This is a genomic window from Kitasatospora sp. NPDC001095 (genome assembly GCF_053598615.1).
Map to the genome: position 1 here is coordinate 1 of NZ_JBSFKQ010000077.1, position 26,749 is coordinate 26,749.

19 protein-coding genes and 1 pseudogene are annotated in these 26,749 nt (G+C 74.1%); 11 read left to right on the forward strand and 9 right to left on the reverse strand.

What is annotated here, in order from left to right:
* Positions 1-4,345, forward strand: a 4,345-nt coding sequence (locus ACWDBB_RS34570; protein WP_449793371.1) for an SDR family NAD(P)-dependent oxidoreductase, incomplete at its 5' end; no start/stop codon positions are given.
* A gap of 125 nt (positions 4,346-4,470) precedes the next feature.
* Positions 4,471-5,982, forward strand: a complete 1,512-nt coding sequence (locus tag ACWDBB_RS34575) for an MFS transporter (RefSeq protein WP_449793372.1) — start codon at positions 4,471-4,473, stop codon at positions 5,980-5,982.
* Positions 5,983-6,182: 200 nt separating this feature from the next.
* On the opposite strand, the pseudogene ACWDBB_RS34580 reads toward ACWDBB_RS34575, so the two are convergent.
* Positions 6,183-6,364 (reverse strand): annotated as a pseudogene (locus ACWDBB_RS34580) (IS982 family transposase); the annotation flags it as partial.
* A gap of 127 nt (positions 6,365-6,491) precedes the next feature.
* Between ACWDBB_RS34580 and ACWDBB_RS34585 the strand changes: the two are divergent.
* From ACWDBB_RS34585 to ACWDBB_RS34600, 4 genes are all read left to right on the forward strand, one after another.
* Entirely contained in the window at positions 6,492-9,404 is a 2,913-nt protein-coding gene (locus ACWDBB_RS34585; protein ID WP_449793373.1) for an AAA family ATPase, read from the forward strand.
* Positions 9,405-9,488: 84 nt separating this feature from the next.
* Positions 9,489-10,046 (forward strand): flavin reductase family protein, encoded by a 558-nt coding sequence (locus tag ACWDBB_RS34590; RefSeq protein ID WP_449793374.1) that lies wholly within the window; start codon positions 9,489-9,491, stop codon positions 10,044-10,046.
* 39 nt (positions 10,047-10,085) lie between these two features.
* Entirely contained in the window at positions 10,086-10,880 is a 795-nt protein-coding gene (locus ACWDBB_RS34595; protein ID WP_449793375.1) for an AfsR/SARP family transcriptional regulator, read from the forward strand.
* A gap of 92 nt (positions 10,881-10,972) precedes the next feature.
* A complete protein-coding gene (locus ACWDBB_RS34600; RefSeq protein ID WP_449793376.1) occupies positions 10,973-12,022 on the forward strand; it encodes an LLM class flavin-dependent oxidoreductase in 1,050 nt (349 codons plus the stop codon).
* On the opposite strand, the gene ACWDBB_RS34605 is transcribed toward ACWDBB_RS34600, so the two are convergent.
* From ACWDBB_RS34605 to ACWDBB_RS34635, 7 genes are all read right to left on the reverse strand, one after another.
* Positions 11,965-13,023: an LLM class flavin-dependent oxidoreductase gene (locus ACWDBB_RS34605; RefSeq protein WP_449793377.1), complete on the reverse strand. Its 1,059-nt coding sequence runs from the start codon at positions 13,021-13,023 to the stop codon at positions 11,965-11,967. The two genes, ACWDBB_RS34600 and ACWDBB_RS34605, sit on opposite strands and share 58 nt — an antisense overlap.
* Before the next feature lie 83 nt (positions 13,024-13,106).
* Entirely contained in the window at positions 13,107-14,729 is a 1,623-nt protein-coding gene (locus tag ACWDBB_RS34610) for a dipeptide ABC transporter ATP-binding protein (RefSeq protein ID WP_449793378.1), read from the reverse strand.
* A complete protein-coding gene (locus ACWDBB_RS34615; RefSeq protein ID WP_449793379.1) occupies positions 14,726-15,604 on the reverse strand; it encodes an ABC transporter permease in 879 nt (292 codons plus the stop codon). Before ACWDBB_RS34615 ends, ACWDBB_RS34610 begins: the two co-directional genes overlap by 4 nt.
* Positions 15,601-16,536 carry an ABC transporter permease gene (locus tag ACWDBB_RS34620; protein WP_449793380.1) on the reverse strand — a complete coding sequence of 312 codons (936 nt, stop codon included), beginning with the start codon at positions 16,534-16,536 and terminating at the stop codon, positions 15,601-15,603. Before ACWDBB_RS34620 ends, ACWDBB_RS34615 begins: the two co-directional genes overlap by 4 nt.
* Positions 16,537-16,540: 4 nt before the next feature.
* Positions 16,541-18,172, reverse strand: a complete 1,632-nt coding sequence (locus ACWDBB_RS34625; protein WP_449793381.1) for an ABC transporter substrate-binding protein — start codon at positions 18,170-18,172, stop codon at positions 16,541-16,543.
* Positions 18,169-18,396: a ferredoxin gene (locus ACWDBB_RS34630; protein ID WP_449793382.1), complete on the reverse strand. Its 228-nt coding sequence runs from the start codon at positions 18,394-18,396 to the stop codon at positions 18,169-18,171. Before ACWDBB_RS34630 ends, ACWDBB_RS34625 begins: the two co-directional genes overlap by 4 nt.
* A complete protein-coding gene (locus ACWDBB_RS34635; RefSeq protein WP_449793383.1) occupies positions 18,393-19,628 on the reverse strand; it encodes a cytochrome P450 in 1,236 nt (411 codons plus the stop codon). The genes ACWDBB_RS34630 and ACWDBB_RS34635 overlap by 4 nt, the downstream gene beginning before the upstream one ends.
* Positions 19,629-19,793: 165 nt before the next feature.
* Between ACWDBB_RS34635 and ACWDBB_RS34640 the strand changes: the two genes are divergently transcribed.
* Genes ACWDBB_RS34640 through ACWDBB_RS34655 form a run of 4 tightly spaced genes read left to right on the forward strand, consistent with a single transcriptional unit; the run spans position 19,794 to position 24,064 of the window.
* Entirely contained in the window at positions 19,794-20,567 is a 774-nt protein-coding gene (locus tag ACWDBB_RS34640) for a 2-oxo acid dehydrogenase subunit E2 (RefSeq protein ID WP_449793384.1), read from the forward strand.
* Positions 20,564-21,691, forward strand: coding sequence for an alpha/beta hydrolase (locus ACWDBB_RS34645; RefSeq protein WP_449793385.1), 1,128 nt, complete (start codon positions 20,564-20,566; stop codon positions 21,689-21,691). Before ACWDBB_RS34640 ends, ACWDBB_RS34645 begins: the two co-directional genes overlap by 4 nt.
* Before the next feature lie 5 nt (positions 21,692-21,696).
* On the forward strand, positions 21,697-22,572 hold the full coding sequence (locus tag ACWDBB_RS34650; protein ID WP_449793386.1) for a TIGR03621 family F420-dependent LLM class oxidoreductase: 876 nt from the start codon (positions 21,697-21,699) through the stop codon (positions 22,570-22,572).
* A gap of 4 nt (positions 22,573-22,576) precedes the next feature.
* Positions 22,577-24,064, forward strand: a complete 1,488-nt coding sequence (locus ACWDBB_RS34655) for an FAD-dependent monooxygenase (protein ID WP_449793387.1) — start codon at positions 22,577-22,579, stop codon at positions 24,062-24,064.
* Positions 24,065-24,131: 67 nt separating this feature from the next.
* Here the strand turns inward: ACWDBB_RS34655 and ACWDBB_RS34660 are convergent, their stop codons facing one another.
* Positions 24,132-25,166 carry a 3-oxoacyl-ACP synthase III family protein gene (locus ACWDBB_RS34660; protein ID WP_449793388.1) on the reverse strand — a complete coding sequence of 345 codons (1,035 nt, stop codon included), beginning with the start codon at positions 25,164-25,166 and terminating at the stop codon, positions 24,132-24,134.
* Positions 25,167-25,358: 192 nt separating this feature from the next.
* Here ACWDBB_RS34660 and ACWDBB_RS34665 point away from each other — a divergent pair.
* On the forward strand, positions 25,359-26,749 hold a 1,391-nt coding region (locus tag ACWDBB_RS34665), incomplete at its 3' end, for a type I polyketide synthase (protein WP_449793389.1).

Below are 26,749 nucleotides of genomic sequence, written 5' to 3' on the forward strand. Positions count from 1 at the left end.
CGCCCACTTCACCGCCCAGGGCCGCCGCACCACCCGCCTCCAGGTCAGCCACGCCTTCCACTCCCCCCACATGGAAGACATCCTCGACGACTTCCGGGCCTCGATCGGCAAGCTGACCTTCCGCCCGGCCCGGATCCCGGTGATCTCCAACCTCACCGCGCAGCCGGTCACCGGGGAACTCACCGACCCCGCGTACTGGGCCCGCCACGTCCGCGAGGCCGTCCGCTTCCACCCCGGGATCCAGTACCTGGAGGCCGCGGGCGTCACCCACTTCCTGGAGCTCGGCCCCGACGCCACCCTCACCGCGCTCACCCGCCAGAGCCTCACCACCGACGCCGTGGCGATCCCCACCCTGCGCAAGAACACCCCCGAGACGCAGTCCTTCACCACCGCCCTCGCCACCCTCCACACCACCGGCCACACCCCCACCTGCTACCGGCCGGCCTCCCCCACCCCCCACGCCGACCTGCCCACCTACCCCTTCCAGCGCCGCCACTACTGGCTGGCGGCCCGCCGGACGGCCGGCGGGCAGTCCGGCACCGACCACCCGCTGCTGAGCACCGCCGTCCGGCTGGCCGAGAGCGACCGGCTGGTCCTCAGCGGCCGGTTCTCCACCCGCACCCACCCGTGGCTGGCCGACCACACCATCGCCGGGGCCACGCTGCTGCCGGGCACCGCCTTCGTCGACCTCGCGCTGCACGCCGCGGAGCTGGCCGGAGCGGCGACGCTGGAGGACCTCACCCTGGAGGCTCCGCTGGTGCTCGGCGGGCCCGGCGCCGTCGAACTCCAGCTCACCGTAGAGGGCCCGGACGACCGCGGGCTGCGCGCCTTCGCCGTCCACTCGCGCACCGAGGACTCCGCCCCCTGGACCCGGAACGCGACCGGCGCCCTCTCCGACGCGGTCCCCGGCACCGACCCGGACGCCGGGGTCCTGACCGCCTGGCCTCCGGCCGGCACACCGGTCGACCTGACCGACCTCTACCCGCGCCTCGCCGAGCACGGCTACGCCTACGGCCCGCTCTTCCAGGGCCTCGTCCGGGCCTGGCGCGACGGCGACACCCACTACGCCGAGGTCCGCCTGCCCGAGGGCGCCGCCACGGAGGGCCACGCCCTCCACCCCGCGCTGCTGGACGCCGCCCTGCACCCGTGGGCGCTCGCCTCCGGGGCGCTGGACGCCGACGAGGACGGGTCCGTGCTGCTGCCGTTCAGCTGGTCCGGTGTACGGCTGGCGGCGCTGGGAGCGCGCACGCTGCGGGTGCGGCTGGCCCCGGCGGGCGAGCGGACCATGCGCCTGGACCTGGCCGACCCGGAAGGAGCGCCGGTGGCGACGGTCGCCGCGCTCACCGCGCGCCCCGGCTCGCTGCGGGACTTCGCCGCCCTCGCCGGCCCGGCCGCCCGGGCCGCGGAGACCGCGGGCACCCCGCTGCACCTAGTGGAGTGGAAGCCGCTGGCCACCGCCCCGCTCGACCCCGCCGCCTGCGCCCGGGGCGTCCACGTCCTCGCGCCGGACGGCCTCGGCCTCGCCGACGCCCTGGGCGCCACCGTCCACGCCGACGTGGCCGCCCTGCGGACGGCCCTCGCCCGGGAGTCGGCCCCCGCCCTGGTCCTGGCCGCGCTCACCGGGGAGTCACCGGCCGACGCCGAACTGCCCGATCACGCCCGGGGCCTGGCCGAACGGGCCCTCGCCCTCACCCAGGAGTGGCTGGCCGAGGGCGTCCCCGACGACGCCCGCCTCGTCCTGGTCACCCGGGGTGCGGTGGCCGCCCGCCCCGGCCCGGAGATCCGCGACCTCGCGGCGTCCACCGTCTGGGGCCTGGTCAGGACCGCCCACTCCGAGCACCCGGACCGCTTCGGCCTGCTCGACCTCGACGGTCCGCTCGCCGAGGGCCCGGCCGGGGCCGTCACCGCCGCCCTGCTCGCCGGCGAGGAGTTCCAACTCGCCGTGCGCGACGGCAAGGTGTACGCCCCGCGGCTGGTCCGCGCGGCCGCCGCCACCGAGCTGCTCACCCCGCCGCCGGGCACCGAGCACTGGCGGCTGGACGTCCGCAGCAAGGGCAGTCTGAGCGACCTGGCCCTGCTCCCGGCGCCCGAGGCCGGTGCCCCGCTGGCGCCCGGCGAGGTACGGGTGCGGGTGCGCGCCGCCGGCCTGAACTTCCGCGACGTGCTGATCGGCCTCGGGATGTACCCGGGCGACGAGGCGCAGATCGGGGGCGAGGCGGCCGGCGTGGTGCTGGAGACCGGGCCGGGGGTCACCTCGGTGGCGGTCGGCGACCGGGTGATGGGGCTGTTCCCGAGCGCGGTCGGCCCGGCGGCGGTCACCGACCACCGGTGGCTGACCCGGATGCCGCGGGGCTGGAGCTTCACCGACGCCTCGGTCGTCCCGGTGGTGTTCCTGACCGCCTTCTACGGCCTGACGGACCTGGCCCGGGTCCGCGAGGGCGAGTCGCTGCTCGTGCACGCCGCGACCGGCGGCGTGGGCCAGGCCGCGCTGCAGCTGGCCCGGCACTGGGGCCTGGAGGTGTACGGCACGGCCAGCGCCCCGAAGTGGGAGACGCTGCGCTCGCTCGGCGTGCCCCAGGAGCGGATCGCCTCCAGCCGCACCCTCGACTTCGAGGAGCAGTACCGGGCGGCGACCGGCGGCCGGGGCTTCGACGTGGTGCTCAACTCGCTGGCGCAGGAGTTCGTGGACGCCTCGCTGCGCCTGCTGGCGCCCGGCGGGCGCTTCCTGGAGATGGGCAAGACCGACATCCGCGACGAGGCGCAGGTGCGCGAGCGCTTCCCCGGAGTGTCGTACACCGCCTACGACCTGATGCGGGTGCCGCGCGAGCGGGTCCAGGAGATGCTGGCGGAGCTGGTCGCCCTGTTCGAGGAGGGGGCGCTGCGCCCGCTGCCGGTGACGGCCTGGGACGTCAGCCACGCCCCGGAGGCGCTGCGCCACCTGAGCCAGGCCCGGCACACCGGCAAGGCGCTGCTGACGCTGCCCGCCCCGCTGGACCCGGAGGGCACGGTGCTCGTCACGGGCGGTACCGGGACCCTCGGCGGTCTGCTCGCGCGGCACCTGGTGACCCGGCACGGCGTCCGGCACCTGCTGCTCACCAGCCGCCGCGGCCCGCAGGCGCCGGGTGCCGCGGAGCTGCTGCGGGAGTTGGCCGACCTCGGTGCCCGGGCCCGGATCGAGGCCTGCGACACCGCCGACGAGGCCGCTCTCGCCGCCCTGCTCGCGTCCGTCCCGGCGGACCACCCGCTGACCGCCGTCGTGCACACCGCGGGTGCGCTGGACGATGCCGTCCTGGCCGCGCAGAGCCCGGGGCGGCTGGCCACCGCGCTGCGTCCCAAGGCGGACGCCGCGTGGAACCTGCACCGGCTCACCCGTCACCTGGACCTGAGCGCCTTCGTCCTCTACTCGTCGGTCAGCGGCCTGACCGGCACCCCCGGCCAGGCCAACTACGCGGCCGCCAACGCCTTCCTGGACGCCCTGGCCCACCACCGGCACACCCTCGGCCTGCCCGCGACCTCGCTGGCCTGGGGTCTGTGGGCGCAGGCCAGCACCATGACCGAGGGCCTCGGCGAGGCCGACCTGGCCCGGATGGCCCGGGACGGCGTCCTGCCCCTGGAGAACGAGCAGGGCCTCGCGCTGTTCGACGAGGCGCTGGCGGGCCGTCAGCCGCTGGCCGTGGGGCTGGGCCTGGACCTGTCGGCGCTGCGCCGCCGGGCCGCGGCCGGCGCTTCCCGGCCGCTGTTCGCCGAGTTGGTGGGCCGGGCCCCGACCCGCCGCACCGCGGCGGACGGCGGGGGCGCGGCGCCCGACGGCGCCCGGGCGGTGCGCGAGCGGCTCGTGGCGCTGGACCAGGCGGAGCGGCAGGAGGAGTTGGTGGACCTGGTGCGCGGCCATGTCGCCGTGGTGCTCGGTCACACCGACGCCGGGACGATCGGGACCGAGCGCCCGTTCAAGGACCTCGGTTTCGACTCGCTGACCTCGGTGGAGCTGCGCAACCGGCTGGCCACGGCCTTCGAGCTGCGGCTGCCGACCACGCTGGTCTTCGACCACCCGACCCCGATCGACCTGGCTCGGTTCCTGGCGCAGGAGCTGGCCCCGGCCGAGGAGGACGGGCTGGCCTCGGCGCTGGCGGACCTGGAGCGGGTGGAGCGCCGGCTGGCCTCGCTGCCCGCCGGGGGCGGGGACCGGCACCGGCTGACCGGCCGGGTGCGGGAGTTGCTGCTGCGGCTGGAGGCGGCCGAGGGCGGGGACGGCGAGGGAGGCGACCGGGGCGCGCAGGTGCAGCTGGGCGAGACCTCGGACGACGACCTGTTCGACTTCATCGACCGTGAGCTCGGGGTCAACTGACTTGCACTCAGCTCGGCTCGATCTCATGCCGATTGATGGGCGTTGATAAACGGGGACTCTCCCTGTATCTTCCCTGGAGGATACAGGGAGAGTCCCCGTTTAGGTTCTGAGGAGACAGCACACCCATGAGCGAACAGACTTCGGCGACCACTGCGGGCGCTCGCCCGACGGGCGCCGCGGGAGCAGGGACGAAGGAGAAGCGCCCGGGCGTGGTGCTCGTCCTCGTCCTGGCCCTCCAGACCATGCTCATCCTTGACGTCAACGTGGTGAACATCGCCCTTCCCGACCTCAAGGACGCACTCGGCTTCACCCCCACCGGCCTTTCCTGGGTGCTGAGTTCGTACCTGCTGACGTTCGGCGGCCTGCTGCTGCTGGGCGGCCGGGCCGGCGACATCCTGGGCCACCGCAAGGGCCTGCTGGTCGGTGTCACGGTGTTCACGGCGGCCTCCCTGCTCGGCGGCCTGTCCACCTCGGCCGGGATGCTGCTGGCCGCGCGGGCCGTCCAGGGCGTCGGCGCGGCGATCGCGGCACCGACCGTGCTCGCCCTGATCGCCACCCACTTCACCGAGGAGAAGGCCCGCGCCAAGGCGCTCGGCGCCTACGCGGCGGTGTCCGGCTCGGGTGCGGCGATCGGCCTGATCGGCGGCGGCCTGCTCACCGACTGGCTCTCCTGGCGCTGGGTGCTGTTCATCAACGTGCCGATCGGCCTGGTGCTGCTGATCCTGGCCCCGATGTTCATCCACGAGACCGACCGCACGCCCGGCTCCTTCGACCTCGGCGGCGCGCTCAGCTCCACCCTCGGCATGACCGCGCTGGTGTACGGCTTCATCCGCGCCGCCGAGCAGGGCTGGGGCGACGGTCTGACGATCTGTTCGTTCGTGGCGGCGATCGTCCTGCTGGCGCTGTTCATCGTGGTCGAGAACAAGGCCAAGCAGCCGATCACCCCGCTGCGGCTGTTCGCCGACCGCAACCGCGCCATCGGCTACCTCGCCCTGCTGTTCGTGATGGCGGCGGGCAACTCGATGTTCTTCTTCCTCACCCAGTTCCTGCAGGAGGTCAGCGGCTTCAGCCCGATCAAGGCGGGCCTGGCGTTCGTCCCGCTGGCGCTGCTGATCCTCGGCTCCTCCAGTGTGGCCGCCAAGCAGCTGCCGCGCTTCGGCGCCCGGGTGCTGACGGCCGTCGGCGCCGCCGCCATCAGCGTCTCGCTGATCTGGTTCGCCCAGATCACGCCGTCCTCCTCCTACCTGTCCGCGCTGCTCGGCCCGATGGTCGTCGCCGGACTCGGCATGGGCGTCCTGCTGGTCGGCGTCACCACGATCCTGATGTCCGGCATCAAGCCGGAGGAGACCGGCGCCGCGTCGGGCCTGCTGAACGTGATGCAGCAGATCGGCGGTGCGCTGGGCCTCGCGGTGATGGTGACCGTCTTCGGCGCCGCGACCCGCGGCGCCGAGGCCCCGGCGGGCCTGGACACCAAGGGCGCGGCCGACTACGTCCTGACCGAGGGCGTCACGGCGGCCTTCAGCTGGGGCGCCGGGTTCACCGCGCTGACCATCCTGCTGACCCTGGTCATGCGGCGGATGACGGCCGGCGGCGACACCCAGCAGCAGAACGAGCAGCCCGTGCACGCGGGCCTCTGACTCTCGGGCGATCGTCCGAGAACATCCGCCGGGCGCGGCTGCCCCCGTCCGCACCCGGCACCGGCCCCGGTCGGCAACAGCCGACCGGGGCCTCGCCGCTCCCGAGCGCCGGCTGCGGGTGATCGAACTTGAGAGTCAGTCATTTAGTAGACTGACCGACTAGATGATTGATGCGAAAGGTCAGTGATCGTAGGCGGAGGACGGGGTCCGGAGGTGAAGCCGAGCAGGGCCTGCAGCACTGCGAGGATGACCGGCCCGGCGTAGCTCAGCCGGGCGCGATGCCGAGCCCGGGACGCCGCGACGCTAGATATGACGATTCGATCAACAGATCGTCTGTCTTCGCATAGAGTGCAGTGCCGAGGGAGTCCGGATCAGGCGTCACAACCGATCCTTGGACTCCCTCGCTTCATGTCCTGCGTGCCGCGAGCCCTTGGTGTCGATCATCCAGTGCGGAGTGTCATCGGTAAGCGATCATGCGTTTATTCCACCGGGGGAAAGGTCAATTCGCTGTGGTGAATGTGCTGCCGGTCACGGACAACCCTGAACGCATCTCCTCCGTCCGCTGTGACGAGTCGCTCGAACTACTGCGCGCGGTGGACCGGCTGGCGGGCGGCCAGGGCGGGGTGATCGAACTGATCGGTTGCCCCGGTTCCGGAAAGAGCAGACTGCTCGGGCCCATGACCGCGGCGGCCAGATCCCGTGGCATCACCGTCCTCGACGGTCGCTGCTCCCCCACCGAGCGGCAGTACCCGCTGGCCGTCTTCACCCGGGCCCTGGCGGGGGTGATGACCCCGGAGAGGCTGGCCGAACTCTCTCCCGGACACGCCTCGCTGCTGCGCGCGGCGCTCTGCGCCCAACTCGGCCCCGACGCCCGGCGACCGGAGCCGCTCGGCGTCTCCCAGGCCGTACGCGCCCTGCTGGAACGCTCCGCCCGCGACGGCGGCGGGCTGCTCCTGGTCCTCGACGACTTCCACTGGGCCGATCCGCAGTCCCTCGAACTCGCCGACCACCTCGTCCGGTTGACCGCCCCCGCGCCCGTCCTGCTGGTCATCGTCCACCGGCCGCGACAGGCCCACGCCCCGCTCCTGGGCACCCTGGCCCAGGGCGTCGAGTCGGGACAGGTGGAACGGATCGAACTCGGTGCGCTCACCCTCTGCCAGGCCGCCTCGCTGCTCGGCGTACCGACCGACACCGGCTGGCTGCCCGCCGTCTACCACGAGAGCCAGGGCAACCCCCTCTGCCTGCTCGTACTCGGCGAGACCGCGCCGCTCAGCCCGCTGCTGGGCACCAGGCTGCTCACCGGACGGCTGGCCCCGCTGGCCGCCGAACTCGCCCTGCTCGACCCCGCAGAGCGGCTGGTCGCCGAGTCCGGCGCCGTCCTCGGTGACCGCTTCAGCTGGGAGGAGCTGTCCGCCGTCTCCGAGCTGCCCGCCCCCGAACTCACCACCATCGTCACCGAACTGATCGACGTCGACGTCCTGCGCCCGCTGCGCGGCTCCACCTCGCTGCTCACCTTCCGGCACACCGTGCTGCGCCGGATGCTGCACGACCAGGCCGACCACTGCTGGCGCGCCCGCGCGCACCGCCGGGCGCTCACCGTGCTCAGCCGCCGGACCACCTCCGCCGCCGAGCGCGCCATCCACATCGAGCTGTCCGCCAGCAGCTTCACCCGCGAGGACCTGGAGATCCTGGCGAAGGCCGGCGAGGAGGCCGTCCCGTCCTCCCCCGTGGACGCCGCCCGCTGGCTGCTGCTGGCCCTCAAGGGACTGCCGCCCAACGGTGACTCACCGGGACGGCTGCTGGGCCTGATCCCCCCGCTCGCCAAGGCGCTGCGGGCCGCCGAGTACGGCTGCAAGAACGACACCCTGCAGCACCTGCTGACCCAGGGCACCCCTCTGCAGCCCACCGAGTCCTACCGCTCCGCGGTGCGGCTGTGCGCGCTCGTCGACTGCCTGCACGGGCGCTACGAGGCGGCCGACGCCCTGCTGGCCGGCGAACTGACCGCCCTCACCGCCAGCAAGGTCCCCAACGGCGACCTGCTGGCCCGCTTCACCGTCTACCGGGGCATCGTCGCCCTGCTGGGCCAGCACCGGAACCTGCCGCGACTGGCCGCCGAGGCGCTGCTGCTGGCCCGGACCGACGGGCATCCCACCACCCTCGCGGGCGCACTGGTGCTGCACGCGCTGGCCGAGCTGGGCGAGGGCCGCACCAAGTCCTGCCTGGCCTCGTACGACGCCGCCGTCCGGCAGATGGACGAGCTGCCGACCGCCGAGGCCTACCTGCACACCGAGTTCCTCGCCCTGCTCGGCTGGTGCGCCTTCGCGCTCGGCCGCCCGCGCGAGGCGGAGTCCTTCTACGAGCGGGGCGTGGAGCTGACGTCGGACTGCTCGCACAACGCGATGCTGCCGGTCCTGCTGAGCGGCCTGGCGGAGACCCAGCTGGTCCAGGGCCGGCCGGCCAGCGCGCGCCGCTCCGCGGCCCGGGCGGCGGACCTCGCGGCCTACCTGAACGCCGACCAGCTGCGCACCCACGCGCTCGCCCAGGAGGCGCTGTGCGTCACCTACGCCGAACCGCCGGGCAGCAGCCGGGCCTCGGCGCTGGCCGAGGAGGCGCTGCGGGCGCTGCGGCCCGGGCCGGGCAGCTGGTACGGCTCCGCGGTGCTGACGCTGGCCGAGACGATGCTGACGCAGGGCAGCCCCGAGCGGTGCCTGAGCCTGCTGGTCGAGCTGGACTCCCCCGCGGTCACGGGGCTGTCCGTGATGAACCGGGCCCGCTACCACGAGCTGCTGACCCGGGCGGCGACCGCCGCCGGGGTCGAGGGCGGCGCCCACTGGGCCGAGACGGCGGAGTGCACCGCGCGGCTGTTCGGGACACCGCACACCTCCGCGTACGCGGCGATGGCCAGAGGCCACTTCCTGCTGCGGGAGGACCGGGCCGGGGAGGCCGTCGCCGCGTACCGGGAGGCGGAGCGACTCTTCGACGGCTCCCACCTGCGGCTGCCGCAGCTGACCGCGCGGCTGCGCGCGGCCCGGGCGCTGGCCGCCGCCGGCCGCCCGGACCGGGCCCGGGCGCTGGCGGAGCGGATGAACGCGCTGGCCGAGCAGTGGGGGGTGCTGCTGTACGCCCGGACGAGCCCGGACCACACCTTCGAGGGCACCCTGGACCGCGGCTGCCACGCGCTGATGCCGACGCCCGCCCCGCCGGCCGCGGACGACCTGGCCCTGCTGACCCAGCGGGAGCTGGAAGTGGCCCGGCTGGCCGGCACCGGCCAGCGCACCCGGGAGATCGCCGAGGCGCTCCAGGTGAGCCCCCGCACGGTGGAGGTCCACCTCTCCCGGATCTACCGGAAACTGGAGGTCGGCTCGCGGGCCGAGCTGGCCAGGCTGATGGCCGTACGTATTTCCCCTGATGCCGTTAAGTGATCCCTCTGAAAACATGAGGACAACGCGCCGGGCGGGGCATTCAGCCCCGCCCGCCTCAATGAGCACTTCACGGGGGCGAACGATATGGGTCAAAGTCAGGTTTCCGGTCTTCATGTCTGGCAGGCTTCCGGGAGTTGTTCGCCCACGGGCCTCGCGGACGGCGAGCCCATCGCCGCCGACGCCTTCCGCCGGGTATTCCGACGCCATCCGGCCGGTGTGGCCGTCATCACGGTTTCCGACGGCGCGAAGCCGGTCGGCTTCACCGCCACCTCACTGGCGTCCCTGTCCTCCACGCCCCCGCTGATCTCCTTCGGCATCGGCCGCACCGCTTCCTCCTGGGCGGCCGTGTGCACGGCCGAGCACCTCGCGGTGCACCTGCTCGCCGAGGACCAGCAGGAGCTCGCGACCACCTTCGCCCGCAGCGGCATCGACCGCTTCGCGCCGCCCACCGCCTGGCGCCCGGGCCCGTACGGGGTGCCGCTGCTGGAGGACGTGCCCGCCGCGCTGGTGTGCCGCAAGGTGTACGACCTGCCCGCCGGCGACCACACCCTGGTGATCGGTCAGCCGGTGCACGCGGTCGAGGGCGGCGCAGCGCAGCCCCTGGTCTATCTCGACGGGCGATACGGCTCAGTGTCGCGCTGAGCCCGTCGGTCACGCGAATCCCCCCACGAAGGACAGACAATGCGATTCGAGATTCTGGGCAGCCTGCGAATGACCGACGGCGAGAACGTCTTCGGCATCAGCGCACCCAAGGTGGAGTCCCTGCTCGCCGCTCTGCTGGTGCGCGCGGACGACGTGGTGTCCACCGACCAGCTGTGCCACGAGATCTGGGGCGACGCACTGCCCCGCCGCGGCACGGCGACGCTGCACGTCTACATATCGCAGCTGCGCAAGCTGCTGAAGCGGCCGGGGACGGCGGCCGCGCCGATCGTCACCCGCCACCCCGGCTACGTGCTCCGGCTCGACGGCCACAGCCTGGACTCGGACGACTTCCAGCGGCTGGTGCGGCTGGGCCGGTCCGCGATCAGGGACGGCCGGTACGCGGAGGCCTCCACCCACTGCGACCAGGCCCTGTCCCTGTGGCGCGGCAGGGCGCTGGGCGAGTTGCGCGGCGGCGCGATCGTCGACGAGTTCGCCACCTGGGCCGAGGAGGCCCGACTGGAGTGCATCGAGATGCGCAACGAGGCGGATCTGATGCTGGGTCGGCACCGGGAACTGGTGGGCCCGCTGTACACGCTGGTGAAGAAGCACCCCCTGATCGAGGCCTTCCACCGGCAACTGATGCTGGCGCTCTACCGCTCGGACCGCCGGGCCGACGCGCTCCAGGTGTTCCACCGGGTGCGGTCGGTGCTGGACCGCGAGCTGGGCATCGCGCCCTGCCGCCAGCTGCACCAGCTGCACGACCAGATCCTGCTGGACAGCGGCCGGGGCGAGGTGCGGCGGCCGATCACCCTGCGGGCGCCGGCAGCCGCCTGAACCCGTCCCGGACCGAGGGCTCCCTTCCTTCTCAACTGTAGAACGGACAGCTGGCGTTGAAAAGTGGGGACAGTCCCCATATTCTGTTCGCCATGACCTCCGAATTGGGAATCAAGCTCTCGGTCCTGGACACCGCCCCCGTCTGGCAGGGGTCGACGGCCTCGACCTCGCTGCGCAACTCCGTGCGCCTCGCGCAGGCCGTGGAACGGCTCGGCTACCACCGCTTCTGGCTGGCCGAGCACCACAGCATGCCGTCGCTGTCGACCTCCTCGCCCGCCATCCTGGCCGGGCAGATCGCCGCCGCGACCACCCGCCTGCGGGTCGGCGCCGGCGGCGTCATGCTGCCCAACCACCCGCCGCTGGTGGTGGCCGAGCAGTTCGGCACCCTCGCCGCCCTCAACCCCGACCGGATCGACCTCGGCCTCGGCCGGGCCCCCGGCACCGACCCGATCACCGCCCGCGCCCTGCGCCGCCAGGCCGGCCCGCTGGGCGCGGGCGACTTCCCCGCCCAGGTCCACGAGCTGCTGAACCACTTCGCCCCGCCCGGCGGCGCCCCGGCCGCGGCGGCCAGGCCCGGCCAGGTCACCGCCGTCCCGGCCGCCGAACTGTCGGTGCCGGTCTGGCTGCTCGGCTCCAGCGGCTACAGCGCCCAGCTCGCCGCGAGCCTGGGCCTGCCCTTCGCCTACGCCCACCACTTCTCGCCGCACGGCTCGGTGGCCGCGCTCCAGGCCTACCGCGCCGAGTTCCGCCCCTCGCAGTACCTCAGCGAGCCGTACTCGATGGTCGCCGTGTTCGGCGCGGTGGCCGAGGACGACCGCAGGGGCGAGCTGCTCAGCACGCCCCTGCGGATGATCACCGCCCAGTCGCTGCGCGGGATGAACCCGCTCTTCCCGCCGGTCGAGGAGGCCTCCTCCTTCGTCTGCGGACCCCAGGAGCGCCTGGTGGTGGACCAGATGTTCGACGCCCAGATCTTCGGCGGGCCGGAGACCGTACGGCAGAAGGTCACCGAGTTCGTCCGGGCGACCGCCGTCGACGAGCTCATGGTGCTCTCCGTGGTCCAGGACCACGAGGAGCGGGTGCGCTCCTACGAGCTGCTGGCCGAGCTGGCCGGGCTCAAGCCGGACGAGTCCGTGGCCGGCTGAGCCGCCTCGGCCAGCAGCTCGAACGACCGGATCCGCGCCTGCAGGCCGAACACCGGTGTCGCCGCCAGGAGTTCGTCGAAGCCGACCTCGGCCCGGAACTCCGCGAGGCGGCGCCGGACGGTCTCCGGACCGCCGACCACCTGGGCGGCGAAGTGCCCCTCCAGATAATCCTGCTGAGCCGACGTCAGGCTGTACCGCGCCGCCTGCTCCGGGGTGCGGAACAGGGTCAGCGGGTTGATCCGCCCCTCCACGTGGGCGACCCGGATCGGACCGGCGTGCCACTGCGCCTCCTCGTCCGAGTCCGCGGCCACCACCTGCGAGGACACCGCCACGTACGGCTGCGCCAGCCGTTCCGAGGGCTGGAACTCCGCCCGGTAGCGGGCCACCGAGGCCGCCGTCCCGGCCGGGTTGAGGTGGTGCGCGAAGGCGTACGGCAGGCCCAGGCGGGCCGCCAGCGAGGCGCTGGACTCGCTGGTGCCCAGCAGCCAGACCGGCACCGGGCGCTGCGGCGGCGGGCAGACCGCCACCGCGGGGCGCTCACCGTCCCCGGACGGGGTCAAGTAGTCGATCAGCTCGACGAGTTGCTCCCCGAAGGCGCCGGCGTGGGCCGGGTCCCCGGTGCGGTGCAGCGCCCGGGCGGTGGCCGGCTCCCCGCCCGGCGCCCGGCCGACCCCGAGGTCGATCCGGTCCGGGTGGAACACGTCGAGGGTGGCGAACTGCTCCGCCACCACCAGCGGCGTGTGGTTGGGCAGCATCACGCCGCCCGAGCCCACGCGCAGGGTGGAGGTGACGGCGGCCAGCTGCCCGATCAGCACCGGTGGGGTGGAGGTGCCGAAGGCGGGCATGTTGTGGTGCTCGGCCAGCCAGTACCGGCGGTAGCCGAGGCGCTCCACGGCGGGCGCCAGCTCCAGGAGTTGGTGCAGCGAGTCGGCCGCCGGGACGCCGTACCAGACGGGCACGGTGTCCAGGACGGACAGGATCGGACCGGCAGTGTCGTTCATGTGCGGCTCTCCATCGTCGTTCGGGTGGTGCGGTCTGGCGGTCGGCGGCGGGGCGCCCGGGGTCGGTCCTCGGGCGCGGGCCGTCAGGGGCGGATCGGGTCCAGCGGCGGGATCGCCTCCAGCAGGTGGGCGGTCCACGGGTCCCTCGGGGCGGTGAAGACCTCCTGGGTGGCCCCGGTCTCGACGATGCGGCCCGCCCGCATCACCGCGACCCGGTCACTCATCCGTCGCACCACCGCGAGGTCGTGGGAGATGAACAGCAGCGCCACCCCGAGGCGGCGCTGGGCCTCGGCGAACACGTCCAGCACCTGGGCCTGGACGGAGACGTCCAGCGCCGAGACCGGTTCGTCGCAGACGATCACCTCCGGTTCGGGGGCGATCGCCCGGGCGATCGCGACCCGCTGGCGCTGGCCGCCGGACAGCTGCCGGGGCCGGCGCTCCAGCAGGCCCTCGTCCAGCCCCACCAGCGCGAGCAGTTCGGCGATCCGCGCCCGGTGGCGGCGGGCGGCCCGGCGGCCGGGGGCGCCCAGGGCCTCGGCGACGATGCGCTCCACCGTCCAGCGCGGGTCGAAGGACGACAGCGGGTCCTGCTGCACCAGCTGGATCCGCCCGCGCAGCGCCGCGCGGTCCGCCTCGGCGCGCCCGGACCACGGCTGCCCGAGCAGGGTCACCTGTCCGGCGTCCGGTTCCAGCAGGCCGAGCACCGTCTGGCCGAGCGTGGTCTTGCCCGAGCCGGACTCGCCGAGGATGCCGAGGGTCTCGCCCTCACGCAGTTCCAGCGAGACCCCGTCCAGCGCGCTGACCGTACCGGCCCGGCGGCCGCCGGTCGCGGGGTAGGCCTTGGTCAGCCCCTCGGCGCGCAGCACCACCCGCTCGCCGACCCGTGCCGTCGCCTCGGCCGGGCGGCAGCCGGTGGGCACCGCGTCGAGCAGCATCCGGGTGTACGGGTGCCGGGGCGCGGCCAGCAGCTCCTCGGTGGGCCCGGTCTCGACGATCCGGCCGGCGCGCATCACCGCGATCCGGTCGGCAAGCCTGGCCACCGCGGCGAGGTCGTGACTGATCAGCAGGACCGCCATGCCGGTGGCCCGGCGCTCGGCGAGCAGGTCGAGGATCTGCGCCCGCACGGAGGGGTCGAGGGCGGTGGTCGGCTCGTCGGCGATCAGCACCCGCGGGGCGGCGGCGATCCCGGCGGCGATCAGGGCCCGCTGGCGCTGGCCGCCGGACAGCTGGTGCGGGAACTGCCGGGCCCGCAGCTCGGGTTCGGGCACGGTCACCTCCCGCAGCAGTTCCACGGCGCGCTGCGGGCGGTCCCGGTGGGTGCCGATGCCGTGGACGGCGAGCGGCTCGGCGACCTCGTCGCCGACCCGGCGCAGCGGGTCGAGGGACACCAGGGCGTCCTGGGAGACCAGTCCGATCCCGGCGCCGCGCAGTCGCCGCCACTCGCGGGCACCGAGGGCGCGCAGGTCCTGTCCGTCGTAGTCGAGGCGGCGCGCGGTGACGCTCGCCCCGGGGCCGGTCAGTCCGACCAGGGCGCGGGCGGTGAGGGTCTTTCCGGAGCCGGACTCGCCGACCAGGGCGAGGCACTCGCCGGGCCGCAGGTCGAGGTCGACGCCGTGGACGACGTCGGTGCGCCGGCGGCCGCGGCCGAAGGAGATCCTCAGGTCCTCGACGACGAGCAGCGGGGCGGTTCGGTCAAGTGCGGTCACGGCCGTCCCTTTCCGTCCAGTCGCCGCTGGAGGTCCCGGCCCACGACCGTCACGGCGACGACCGTGAGGGTGATGGCGAGTCCGGGGAAGACGGCGACGGACCAGGCGGTGTCGAGGTGGTCGCGGCCCTCGGAGAGCATGCTGCCCCACTCGGGCGCGGGCGGCTTCGGGCCGAGCCCGAGGAAGCTGAGCGTGGAGCCCGCGATGATCGCGCTGCCGGTGTTGACGGTGGCCAGGACCAGCAGCGGCGGCAGGGCGTTGGGCAGGACGTGCCGCAACAGGATGTCCGTACGGCCGCGGCCCATGACCACGGCCGCCCGTACGTAGTCGCCGGCGCGCACGGCGAGTGCCTGGCCGCGGGCCAGGCGCAGGAAGCCGGGCAGCAGCGAGGCGCCGATGGCCAGGGTGGCGTTGGCGCTGCCGGGGCCGAGCAGGGCGACCACGATGAGGGAGAGCATCAGGCCCGGGAAGGCCATCAGGACGTCGGTGAGGCGGGACAGCACCCGGTCGACGGCGCGGCCGGCGGTGGCGGCGAGCACACCGAGCAGCGCCCCGCCGACCAGGGCGAGGGCGGTGGCGCCGAGGCCGATCAGCAGTGAGGCGCCGGCGCCGTGCACGATCCGGCTGAACAGGTCGCGGCCGAGCTGGTCGGTGCCCAGCCAGTGGGGCCGGCTCGGTCCGGAGAGCGCGTCGGCGGGGTCGATGGCCTGCGGGTCCTGCCCGGCGAGCAGGTCGGGGGCCAGGGCGGCGAGCAGCACCAGCGCGAGCAGGGCCCAGGCGAGCGCCGTCCCGGCCCCGGTGCGGGGCAGGCGTGCGAGCGGGCGGCGACGGGTGACGGGCGCCGCGGCCCCGACCGGCAGTCGGTTGGTGGTCATCCGGTGCTCCTCTCGGCGATCCGGGGGTCGATCACCCGGTACAGCACGTCGACGGCCACGTTGATCAGCGCGAAGACCGTCGCGGACAGCAGCACGACCCCGGTGACCACCGGCAGGTCGCGGCCCTGGACGGCGGTGGCGGTGAGCTGGCCGAGCCCCTGGCGGCTGAACACGGTCTCGACCACGACCGCGCCGCCGAACAGGGCCCCGGCGGCCCAGCCCGCGAGGGTGACCAGCGGGATCAGGCCGTGGCGCAGCGCGTGCCGCAGCCGGACCGCGAGTTCGGCGCCGCCCCGGGCGCGGGCGGTGAGGACGAAGGGCTGGTCGAGGACGCGTTCGAGTTCCTCGCGGAGCACCTGGGTGAACACCCCGGCCATGCCCACGGCGAGCGTGACGGCGGGCAGCACCAGGCCGGAGATGCCGCCTCCGCCCATCGCGGGGAACCAGCGCAGCCGGTAGGACAGCAGGGCCAGCAGTACCGCTCCGATCCCGAAGGCGGGGCTGGAGGCGGCGAACAGCTCCAGCGCGGAGCTCAGCCTCCGGGCCCGCGGCCGGTCGGCGGTGAGCACGGCGGTGGCGAGGGCGAGCAGCAGTGCCAGCACGAAGGCGGCGAGGGCGAGTTGGAGGGTCGGCCAGAGCTGGCTGCCGATCACCTGGCCCACCGGCTGCTGGAGCTGGTAGGACTCGCCGAGGTCGCCGGTGAGCAGGCGGCCCATGAAGCGCCCGTACTGCACCACCAGTGGCTGGTCGAGGGCGAGTTCGCGGCGCACCTGGGCGACGAGTTCGGGGGTCGGGTTGGTGGAGCCGAGCACGCTGCGGACCGGGTCGCCGGGCAGCAGCCGGAACGCGAAGAACACGGCGTGAGCGGCGCCGAGGACGACCAGCGCGGCCAGGACGAGGCGGCGCAGCAGCCAGCGCAGCGGGGCGGTCACGGGGTCATCCCTCCAGCCGGGCGTCGTAGAAGCGCGGGTACGCCTGGGCGTCGAAGGTGACGCCGCGCACCCGGTCGGCGGCGCCGACCAGGGTGGTGGGGGCGTAGACGGGCAGGGCGTAGGCCTGCTGCTGGATCCGGAGCTGGGCCTGGCCGTCGAGGGCGTCGCGCCGGGCCCGGTCGGAGGTGGCGGAGGCTTCCCGGAGCCAGGCGTCGAGTTCGGGGTCGGAGACGCCGAAGGCGTTGGACCCGCCCTTGTCCGCGGTCTGGTCGGAGGCGAAGTAGGTGCGCATGACGTCGGGGTCGGCGCGGTTCCAGCTGAAGGCGAGGATGTCGGCGTCGCGGGAGAGCGCCTTCTTCAGGTAGGTGCCGGGTTCGTGGGCGGTGAGGCGGATCTCGATGCCGGCCCGGCGGGCGTCGGCCTGGATGCCCTGGGCGAGCAGGACGCGCTGGTCGCGCATCAGGCTGGTCATGTACGGCCACTCGATGCTCAGGCGCCTGCCGTCGCGGGTGCGGTAGCCGGCGTCGTCGCGTCCGGTCCAGCCGGCCGCGTCGAGCAGGGCGGCGGCCCGTCCGGGGTCGTACGGGGTGGCGCCCTCGACGGCGGGGTTGTAGCCGGGGGTGGCCGGGGACAGGACGCCCCAGGCCCGTTGGTGGCGGCCGGAGTAGAGGGCGCGCACCAGGTCGTCGTAGCGGACGGCGTACTGGAGGGCCTGGCGGACCCGTAGGTCGTCCAGCGGCGCGCGGCGCGGGTTGAGCAGCAGCAGGTAGGGCGCGCCGGGCTGCGGGGCCTGGAGGAAGCGGAAGCCGTCGGCGTGCGTGAGTCGGCTGATGCTGCCGGGCGGGATGGCGGCGGCGATGTCGACCTGGCCGGAGCTCAGCGCACCGAAGCGGGAGGCGGCTTCGGGGACGAACTCCACGGTGAGTCCCTCGGCCCGGGCGGGGCCGGTGCGGCCGGCGTCCTCGGGGGCCCACTGGTAGGCGGGGTTGCGGTCGAGGACGATCCGGCGGTTGCGGGCCCAGTCGGTGAACACGAACGGGCCGCTGCCGACCGGGTGCCCGCAGGTGCGGCCCTGGTCGGCGCGCAGCGCGGTGGGCGACTGGATGCCGAAGACGGCGGTGGACAGCAGCTGGAGCAGCGGCGGGTACGGCCTGGTCAGGGCGATCCGCGCGGTGTACGGGTCGACCACGGTGGTGTCCCGGTACATGGAGATCAGCCCGGCCGCGTACTGGGACTTGGTCTCCGGGGCGACGGTGTGGTCCAGGGTGGCCTTGACGGCGTCGGCGGTGAGTGGGGTGCCGTCGTGGAAGCGGACGTCATCGCGCAGCCGGAAGGTGTACTCCAGGCCGTCGTCGGAGACCTGCCAGGAGGTGGCGAGCCAGGGCCGGAGCCGGCCGTCGGCGTCGGTGGACACCAGCGAGTCGAAGATGTTCCGGTCGATCACGGCGGTGATGTCGTACGGGCTGACCTGCGGGTCGAGGCAGTCCGGCTGGGAGTCGACGGCGTAGACGATCCGCCCGCCTCCGGCACCGGAGCGGGCTCCGGTGCCGGAGGCGCAGGCGGTGGCCGCGGCGACGAGCAGGGCCAGGAGGGCGGCCGGACGGGCGCGTCGGGCGCGGCCGGGGTGGCGTCTCATGCCGGGTCGGCCTCCGTCTCCTCCTCCTGCAGGGTGATCGCGGCGGCCGGACAGAGCCGGGCGGCCTGGTCGAGCCGGTCGCGGTCGGCGGCGCGGGCGGTGCCGTCGGTGAGCAGGGCGACGATGCCGTCCTCGTCCTGGTCGAACACCTCGGGGACGGTGAGCACGCACTGGCCCGCTCCGACGCAGCGCTTGGGGTCGGCGACGATCCGCACGGCGCTCACCAGGCCACGGGGAGTTCGTAGATGCCCTGGACGCCGCTCTGCGCGGGCTTGATCTCGACCTGCTCGGGCGGCACCGCCAGCCGTAGCCCCGGGATCCGGGTGAACAGCGTGGTGAGCGCGCTCTCCATCTCGGCCCTGGCCAGGTTCTGGCCGATGCACTGGTGGACGCCGAAGCCGAAGCCGAGGTGGTGGCGGGCGCCGCGGGTCAGGTCGAGCTCGTCGGGGCGCTCGAAGGCCGCCGGGTCGCGGTTAATCTCGGCGGTGGAGAGCATCACGCTGTCGCCCGCGCGCAGGGTGACGCCGCCGACGGTGATGTCCTCGGCGGCGATGCGCATGGCGACGTCGCCGATCGACAGGTAGCGCAGCAGTTCCTCGACGGCGAGCGCGCCGCCGGCCGGGTCGGCGCGGAAGGCGGCCAGCTGCTCGGGGTTCTGCAACAGGGTGAAGGTGCTGAGCGTGATCATGCTGGCGGTGGTCTCGTGACCGGCCATCAGCAGGATGATGCCGAGCCGGATGACGTCGTCGCGCGAGAGCGTTCCGTCGGCGAGGTCGCGGGAGACCAGGGTGTCCAGCAGGCCGTCGCCGGGCACCTTCTCCTTCTCCTTGCGCTCCACCAGGGAGGTCAGGTAGCCGCGCAGGTTCATCAGGGCCTCGGTGGCCTGCTCCTCGGAGACCTGGGGGGAGACCAGTGCCGCCGACTGCGCCTCGAAGTAGTCGTGGTCCTCGTAGGGCACGCCGAGGATGCCGCAGATGGTGTACGAGGACAGCGGCAGCGCCAGTGCGCTGAGGATGTCGGCCGGCGGCCCCTGCTCCAGGATCGCGTCGACGAGTTCGACTGAGCGGCGCTGGATCGCCTCGCCGAGCTCGCGGGTGCGGCGCACCGAGAACGAGGAGATCAGCCGCCGCCGGTAGGAGGCGTGCTCCTCGCCGTCCATGCCGACCAGGATGGTCGCCTTCTGGATGGCCTTGCGCCGGGGGCTGGGCGAGGGGAAGTCCGGGCGGCTCCAGTCGGAGGACAGCCGCGGGTCGATCAGCAGGGCACGGGCCTCCGTGTGGCCGAGCACCACCCAGGTCGGCCGGCCGTCGTACAGCCTGGCCCGCACCACCGGGCCCTCGGTGCGGCGCAGTTCGCGGTAGCCCGGCGGCGGCTGGTACGGGCAGTGCCGCTGCTGCGGGAAGTCGGGCAGCGACGCGGGGTCGTCGGTGAGACTCACAGTGGTGGGGTGGGACATGTCCGGAAAACTCCTGCGAGCGGCGGCGTACGGGGGTCCCGGCCAGGCTGTGCCGGTGGGCTTTCGGGCCTCTAAAGCAGGTCTTGCGCCCGCTCGTCGGCGGTGTCCCGCGGTCTTTAGAGCGCGCTAAGGGGCCCTTAGGCCCGACTGCCGACATTGGCGCCCATGCAGATATCGGCCATCGCACGCGAACGGCGCCACACGCTCCTGTTCCTCGACGAGATCCGCCCGTTCTCACCGGTGCACCTGGACACCGAGGTCGACATGTCGGGGGTGCTCGCCCACCGGGAGGAGCACCGCGACGTGCGTCGGCTGTCGGTGGTCACCTACGTGCTGCACGCGGCCGCCCGGGTGCTGGCCGCGCACCCGGAGGCTAACGCGGCGATCCGGGGACGGCTGCGGCCCCGGGTGGCCCGCTACGGCGAGGTCGCCGGGAAGGTGACGCTGGACAAGCGGATCGGCGGGCGGCGGGTGGTCGTCTCGGCGGTGCTGCCCGACCTCCAGCGGGCCGAACTGCCCGACATCCAGTACCAGTTGGAGCGCTACCGGGACGGTGATCCGGTGTCGATGCCGGAGTTCGCGCCGATGCTGCTGCTGCAGCGGCTGCCGGGCCCGATCGCCCGCGCCGCCTACCGCCGGGCGGTGCGCTCGCTGGTGCGTCACCCCCGCTTCTTCGGGACCTTCGCGGTCACCTCGCTCGGCCACCGCGCGGTGGACGGCTTCCACTCGGTGGGCGGCACCACGCTCACCTTCGGGATCGGCCGCATCACCGACCGCGCCGTGGTCCGGGACGGCGAGGTGACCGGTGCCCCGGTGATGCGGCTCAACCTCACCTTCGACCACCGGGTGATCGACGGCGCGGAGGCCGCCGACATCCTCACCGAGGTCAAGGACCTGCTGGAGGGCTACTGCGCCGAGAAGGAGGAGGAGACGGCATGAACGACGTCACCGAGCTGAGGCGGTTCGTGGAGGTCCACGCCCGTATCCTCGGCATCCCGCAGGACGCGTCGCGCCGGATGCTGGGCCGGATCGGGCACGACCTGGACGGCGAACCCGGCTCCTGGGCCCGGGAGTGGACGGCCGCCGGCACCGTCGAGGAGCGCGCCGGGCGGGAGCTGTCGGCCGGCCGGTACTTCAACATCGCCCGCTTCCCGTACGTGGACGGCCCGGCGCGGGCCGAGGCCCAGGAGCTGACGGTCGCCTCCTTCGACCGCTGGCGGCTCGGGCAGCGGGCCGGCATCCAACGGCTGGACCTGGAGCTGTCCGGTGGCCGGGTGCGGTGCTGGGCGGCCGGGCTCGACCCGGCGGGCTCGGGCGAGCTGCCCCCGCTGCTGCTGTTCAGCGGCGGCATCGTCAGCGTCAAGGAGCAGTTCGGCCCGATCCTGGCCCGGGCCGCCCGGCTGGGCGTGGCCGCCGTGGCCACCGAGATGCCCGGCGTCGGCGAGAACACCTGGCGCTACACGGCCGACAGCCACCGGATGGTCAGCGAACTGCTGGACGCCCTGGAGGGGCGCGCCGACGTCTCCCGCAGCTACGCGGTGATGATGAGCTTCAGTGGCCATCTCGCCCTGCGCGCCGCCCTGGAGGACAAGCGCGTGCGCGGGATCGTCACCGCCGGCGCCCCGGTCCGCGACTTCTTCGCCGATCCCGACTGGCGGCCGCGGATCCCCCGGGTCACCGTCGACACCCTGGCCCACCTCACCGGCCGGGAGCCGGGTTCGGTCCTCGGGCACATCTCCGACTGGGGCCTGAGCGAAGCGGAACTGGCCCGCCTGGACGTACCGTTGGCGTACATCGCGAGCGAGCGCGACGAGATCATCCCGCCCGGCGACCGGCTGCTGCTGGAACGTCACGTGCGCGGACTGCGGCTGCTGGCCCACGACGACGTGCACGGCTCCCCCGGTCACGTCGCCGAGTCCCGGCTGTGGAGCCTGCGCTCGGCCCTGGAGATGATCGGCGGCCACGGCCCGCAGCGGGCGGTGCTCGGCGCGGCCCTGGCCCTGCTGCGCGGCCGCGGGCGGATGCCGGGCCGGGGCGGTTCCCGGCCCGGCGAGGGCGGGTGAACGCCGTGGCCGCCGACCGCCCGCTGCGCTTCCTGGTGTCGGCGATCGACCCGGAGGCGGACTGGCCGGGCATCGCCGCCGAGGCCGAGCGGCTGGACTACGACCTGCTCGCCACCACCGACCACCTCGGCATGACCGCGCCGTTCCCCTCCCTGGTGGCTGCCGCCGCGGCCACCACCCGGCTGCGGGTGGCCACCTACCTGGTCAACACCGCGCTGTGGGACCCGGAGGTCCTGGCCCGGGAGGTCGCAGGGACGGACCGGATCACCGGCGGGCGCCTGGAGGTGGGCCTGCACTCCGGGCAGACCGTCAGCGCCCGGACCGCCCACCTGGACGCGACGCAGAAGCTCGCCCGTCTCACGGACACCGTGGAGACGCTCCAGCGGCTGCTGCCCGACCCCGGCCACCGTCCCCGGCCGCTCCAGCACCCCCGGCCACCGCTGCTCCTCGGCGCCGACGACCCGGCCGAGCTCGAACTCGCCGCCCGCCACGCCGACACCGTCTGCTTCATCGGCGCCTCGCTGCCGCCCGGCGGTGGCTTCGTCCTGCACTCCCCCGAGGAGTTCGCGCGGCGGGTGGCGACCGTACGGGAGCGGGCGGCGCAGCTGGGCCGGGACCCGGAGCTGAACGTCGGCGTCAAGCGGATCGTCGTCACCGGCGACCGGCGCGCGGCCGCCGAGGCGCTGCGGGAGTCCGGCTTCGCCGCCCATCTGTCGACGGCCGAACTACTGGAGCTGCCCACGCTGCTGATCGGCACCCACCGGCAGATCGCCGGGCAGGTCCGCGCGCACCGCGAGCGGTACGGACTGACCTCCTACGCGCTCCTCGCCACGGCCCTGCACGACTTCGCCCCCGTGATCCCCCTGCTGCGGAAAGGATGACCCCGTGACCGCCACTGCCGCCCCGGACCACCCCGAGAGCGCCGCGGACCCCGTCGTCGTGGTGGGCGCCGGCCCCACCGGGCTGATGCTGGCCTGCGAGCTCGCCCTGGCGAAGGTGCGCACCGTGGTCCTCGACCGCCGCACCGAACCCGCCGAACACGCCCCCGGACAGGCCGTCAACGCGGCCGTGATGCAACTGCTCGACCAGCGCGGCCTCGGCGACCGGCTGCGCGGGCAGGGCATACCGCTCCCGGGCGCCCACTTCTCGCTGATCTGGCTGCACCCCGAGCTGCTGGACCCGCAGCCCGTCCGAGGCCTGCTGGTCCCGCAGAACCGGCTGGAGGCGCTGTTGGAGCAACGCGCCCGCGAGCTCGGGGTCGAGCTGCGGCGCGGCCAGGAACTGACCGGGCTGGACACCGGCACCGGGGACGGCCCGGTGACGCTGCGGCTGCGCGGCGCGGACGGCCGGGAGGGCGAGCTGACCGCCTCCTACCTGGTCGGTGCCGACGGCACGCAGAGCGCGGTGCGGCGCCTCGCCGGCATCCCCTTCCCCGGCAGCGGGTGGACCGTCGCGGGCAGCGTCGGCGACGTCGAGGTCGACTTCGCCGAGCTGGCCCCCAACCACCTGGGCGCGCACTACGTGGACTCCGGCGGGGTCTACTCGGGCGCCCCGGCCGGCCCCGACCTGCTGCGGGTGATCACCACCGGTCTCGGCCCGGCCGCCGGCTCCGACGGCCCGGTCGAGCTTCCCGAACTCCAGTCCGACATCAAGGAGTTGACCGGACGGGAGCTGCCCGCGCGCGGACTGCGCTGGGCCGAGCGGTTCACCAGTGTGAGCGGCAACGCCGAACGCTACCGCCACGACCGGGTGCTGCTGGCCGGCGACGCCGCCCACTCCTTCTTCCCGCTCGGCGGGCTGCGGCTGAGCACCTGCCTCCAGGACGCCGTCAACCTCGGTTGGAAGCTGGCCGCCCAGGTCAACGGCTGGGCGCCGCCCGGGCTGCTGGACAGCTACCACGACGAACGGCACCCGGAGGGCGAACGCGCCCGGGCCGCCCTGGACGCCCAGCTCGCCCTGATGGAGCCGCCCGGGCGCACCGCCGGGGTGCGCGCGCTGGTGACGCGGCTGGCCGGATTCGAGGACGTCAACCGCCACCTGGTCGAACTGGTCACCGGCGTCGACGTGCGCTACGCCGTCACCGTGCCGGGCGCGGACGACGGGCAGGACGCCCACCCGCTGATCGGGCGGCGGATCCCCGACCCCGCGCCGCTGCCCCACGACGGCAGGGGCCTCCTGCTGGTGCCCGAGGGCACGGACGGGCTCCCGCTCACCGACCTCGCGGCCGGCTGGGCCGACCGGGTGGCCACCGCCGTCGCGCCGGACGGGGTCCCCGCCCCGGCGCTGGTGCGCCCCGACGGCCACGTGGTGTGGACGACGGGCGCGGGCGAGCCGGCGGCGGCCCTGGCGCGGTGGTTCGGCGAGCCGCGCTGAGCGGGCCGGGAGACGAAGGAGCGGCGCGGACCGAGGGGTCCGCGCCGCTCCTTCGTCGTCGTCCCCGTCACACCACCTCGAGGACGAAGCCGGCCTTGAGCCACTTGCTGGACTCCACCGACACCCCCAGCACCCGGTCGCCCTCGGCCAGTTGCGGCAGCGTCCGCTCCAGCTGGAAGAACGGCATGGCGTTGCCGGTGTTGGCGATGCGGTCGACCAGGCTGACCTCCTCCGCCGTCGGCATCCCCAGGGACTCCACGATCCGCTGGGTCATCCGCCCCGACAGCTGCGGCGGCAGCAGGTAGTCGACGTCGGTCGGCTCCCAGCCGAGGTCGCCGAGCAGTTCCTCCGCGATCTCCCGCGACATCACGGGCACGGACTGCTCGATCGCCTTGTAGTCCTCCTTGATGTACGCGCGGTCCGTCGCGTCGCGGTCCAGGGCGCCGGTCCACTCCACGATCTGGCCCGGCGCCCGGTCGAGGCCGGTCAGCCGGTTGAGCACCCGCCGGATCACCGGGGTGCCCGGCGCGGGCTCGGTGCTCAGCACCGCCGCCCCCGCGCCGTCGCCGAACAGCACGAAGTTCACCAGCTCCGCGGAGTCCAGCTTCGCCAGGTCGACACCGGGGTCGTAGTGCCGGGAGCACAGCTCGCCGCCGATCACCAGCGCGGTCCGCTCCTCGCCCGCGAGCAGGAGTTTGCGGCCCACCTCCAGGGCCTGGAACGCGCCCGCGCAGCCGGACTGGAGCTGGTAGGTCGGCACGCCGTTGATGCCGAGCCGGTCCGCCACCAGGTTGACCGTGGCGGGCATCAACTGGTCCGGAGTCGCGGTGCCGAGAACGAGCAGGTCGACGTCGTCCGGGCCGAGGCCGGCCGCGTCCAGGGCCCGCGCGGCGGCTTCGGTGCTCAGGTCCGCGAGCGAGGAGCGCAGCTTTCCGGTGGCCAGGTCGACCGAGAGGTGGCGGGCGCGGGTACCGACGAACGCGTCGACCCACTGCTCCCACACGGGGTCCATGCCGAAGTGGCGGGCCAGGCCCGCGTTGTCCAGCGGATCGCCGGGCAGCGCGGTGCCGGCCGACAGGATGTGAACGTCCGAGGCTTCCATGCCGGCCACCCTCGACCGCCCGGCTAAAGGCCCCCTTGGGTCTGTCTTCGCCCTCCCGTCCGGCGGACGGGGGCGGACCCGGCGGCGACGCCCGTACCGTCCCTCCGGCTTTAGACCACGCTAAGCAGCCCGCAAGCACGTTCGGCGACGTTGCCGGGCACGACCGTCTGGCACCTTGCGAGGGATGGGTTCATGGCCACCAACGAAGCGAAGCTCCGGGACTACCTCAAGCGGGTCACCACCGACCTGCAGCAGACCCGGCAACGGCTGACCGACGCCCAGGCAGCGGCCCACGAGCCGATCGCCGTCGTCGGCATCGGCTGCCGCTTCCCGGGTGACGTCCGCAGCCCCGAGCAGCTGTGGCGCCTGCTGGAGGCCGGCGGCGACGCGGTGGGTGACTTCCCCGAGGGCCGCGGCTGGGACCTGGAGACCCTGCACGTGCCCGACCCGGAGGCCGAGGCGCCCGCCAGCACCTACGTCGCCAAGGGCGGGTTCCTGTACGACGCCGACCGGTTCGACGCCGAGTTCTTCGGCATCAGCCCGCGCGAGGCCGAGGCCATGGAGCCGCAGCAGCGCGTGCTCCTGGAGACGGTCTGGGAGGCACTGGAACGGTCGACCATCGACCCGGACTCGCTGCGCGGCAGCGACACCGGCGTGTTCGTCGGGGCCATCGCCCAGGACTACGCCAGGCCCGAGGAGGTCCGCCCCGAGCTGGAGGGCTACCTCGTCACCAACACCTCCAGTGTCGCGTCCGGCCGGATCGCCTACACCCTGGGGCTGGAGGGCCCGGCGCTGACCATCGACACGGCCTGCTCCTCCTCGCTGGTGGCCCTGCACCTCGGCGTGCAGTCGCTGCGCCAGGGCGAGTGCGCACTCGCCCTGGCCGGCGGCGTCACCGTGATGTCCTCCCCCGTGCTGTTCACCGAGTTCAGCAAGCAGCGCGGCCTCGCCCCGGACGGCCGCTGCAAGGCCTTCTCCGACGAAGCCGACGGCACCGGCTTCAGCGAGGGCGTGGGCCTCCTCGTCCTGGAGCGGCTCTCGGACGCCCGCCGCAACGGCCACCCGGTGCTGGCTGTCATCCGGGGCAGCGCCGTCAACCAGGACGGCGCCAGCAACGGCCTCACCGCACCCAACGGCCCCAGCCAGGAACGCGTCATCCAGCAGGCGCTCGCCAACGGCCTGCTCACCGCCGACCAGGTGGACGCGGTCGAGGCGCACGGCACCGGCACCTCGCTCGGTGACCCGATCGAGGCCCAGGCGCTCCTCAACACCTACGGACGCGCCCACGACGCCGAACGGCCGCTCTGGCTCGGCTCGATCAAGTCCAACCTCGGGCACACCCAGGCGGCGGCGGGCGTCGCGGGCGTGATCAAGATGGTCATGGCGATGCGGCACGGCATCCTGCCGCGCACCCTGCACGCCGAACAGCCGACCAGCCACGTCGACTGGTCCGACGGCACGATGCGACTGCTCAGCGAGGCACGGCCCTGGGACGTCGAGGACGACCGTCCCCGCCGGGCCGCCGTCTCCTCGTTCGGCATCAGCGGCACCAACGCCCACCTCATCCTGGAGCAGGCCGACAC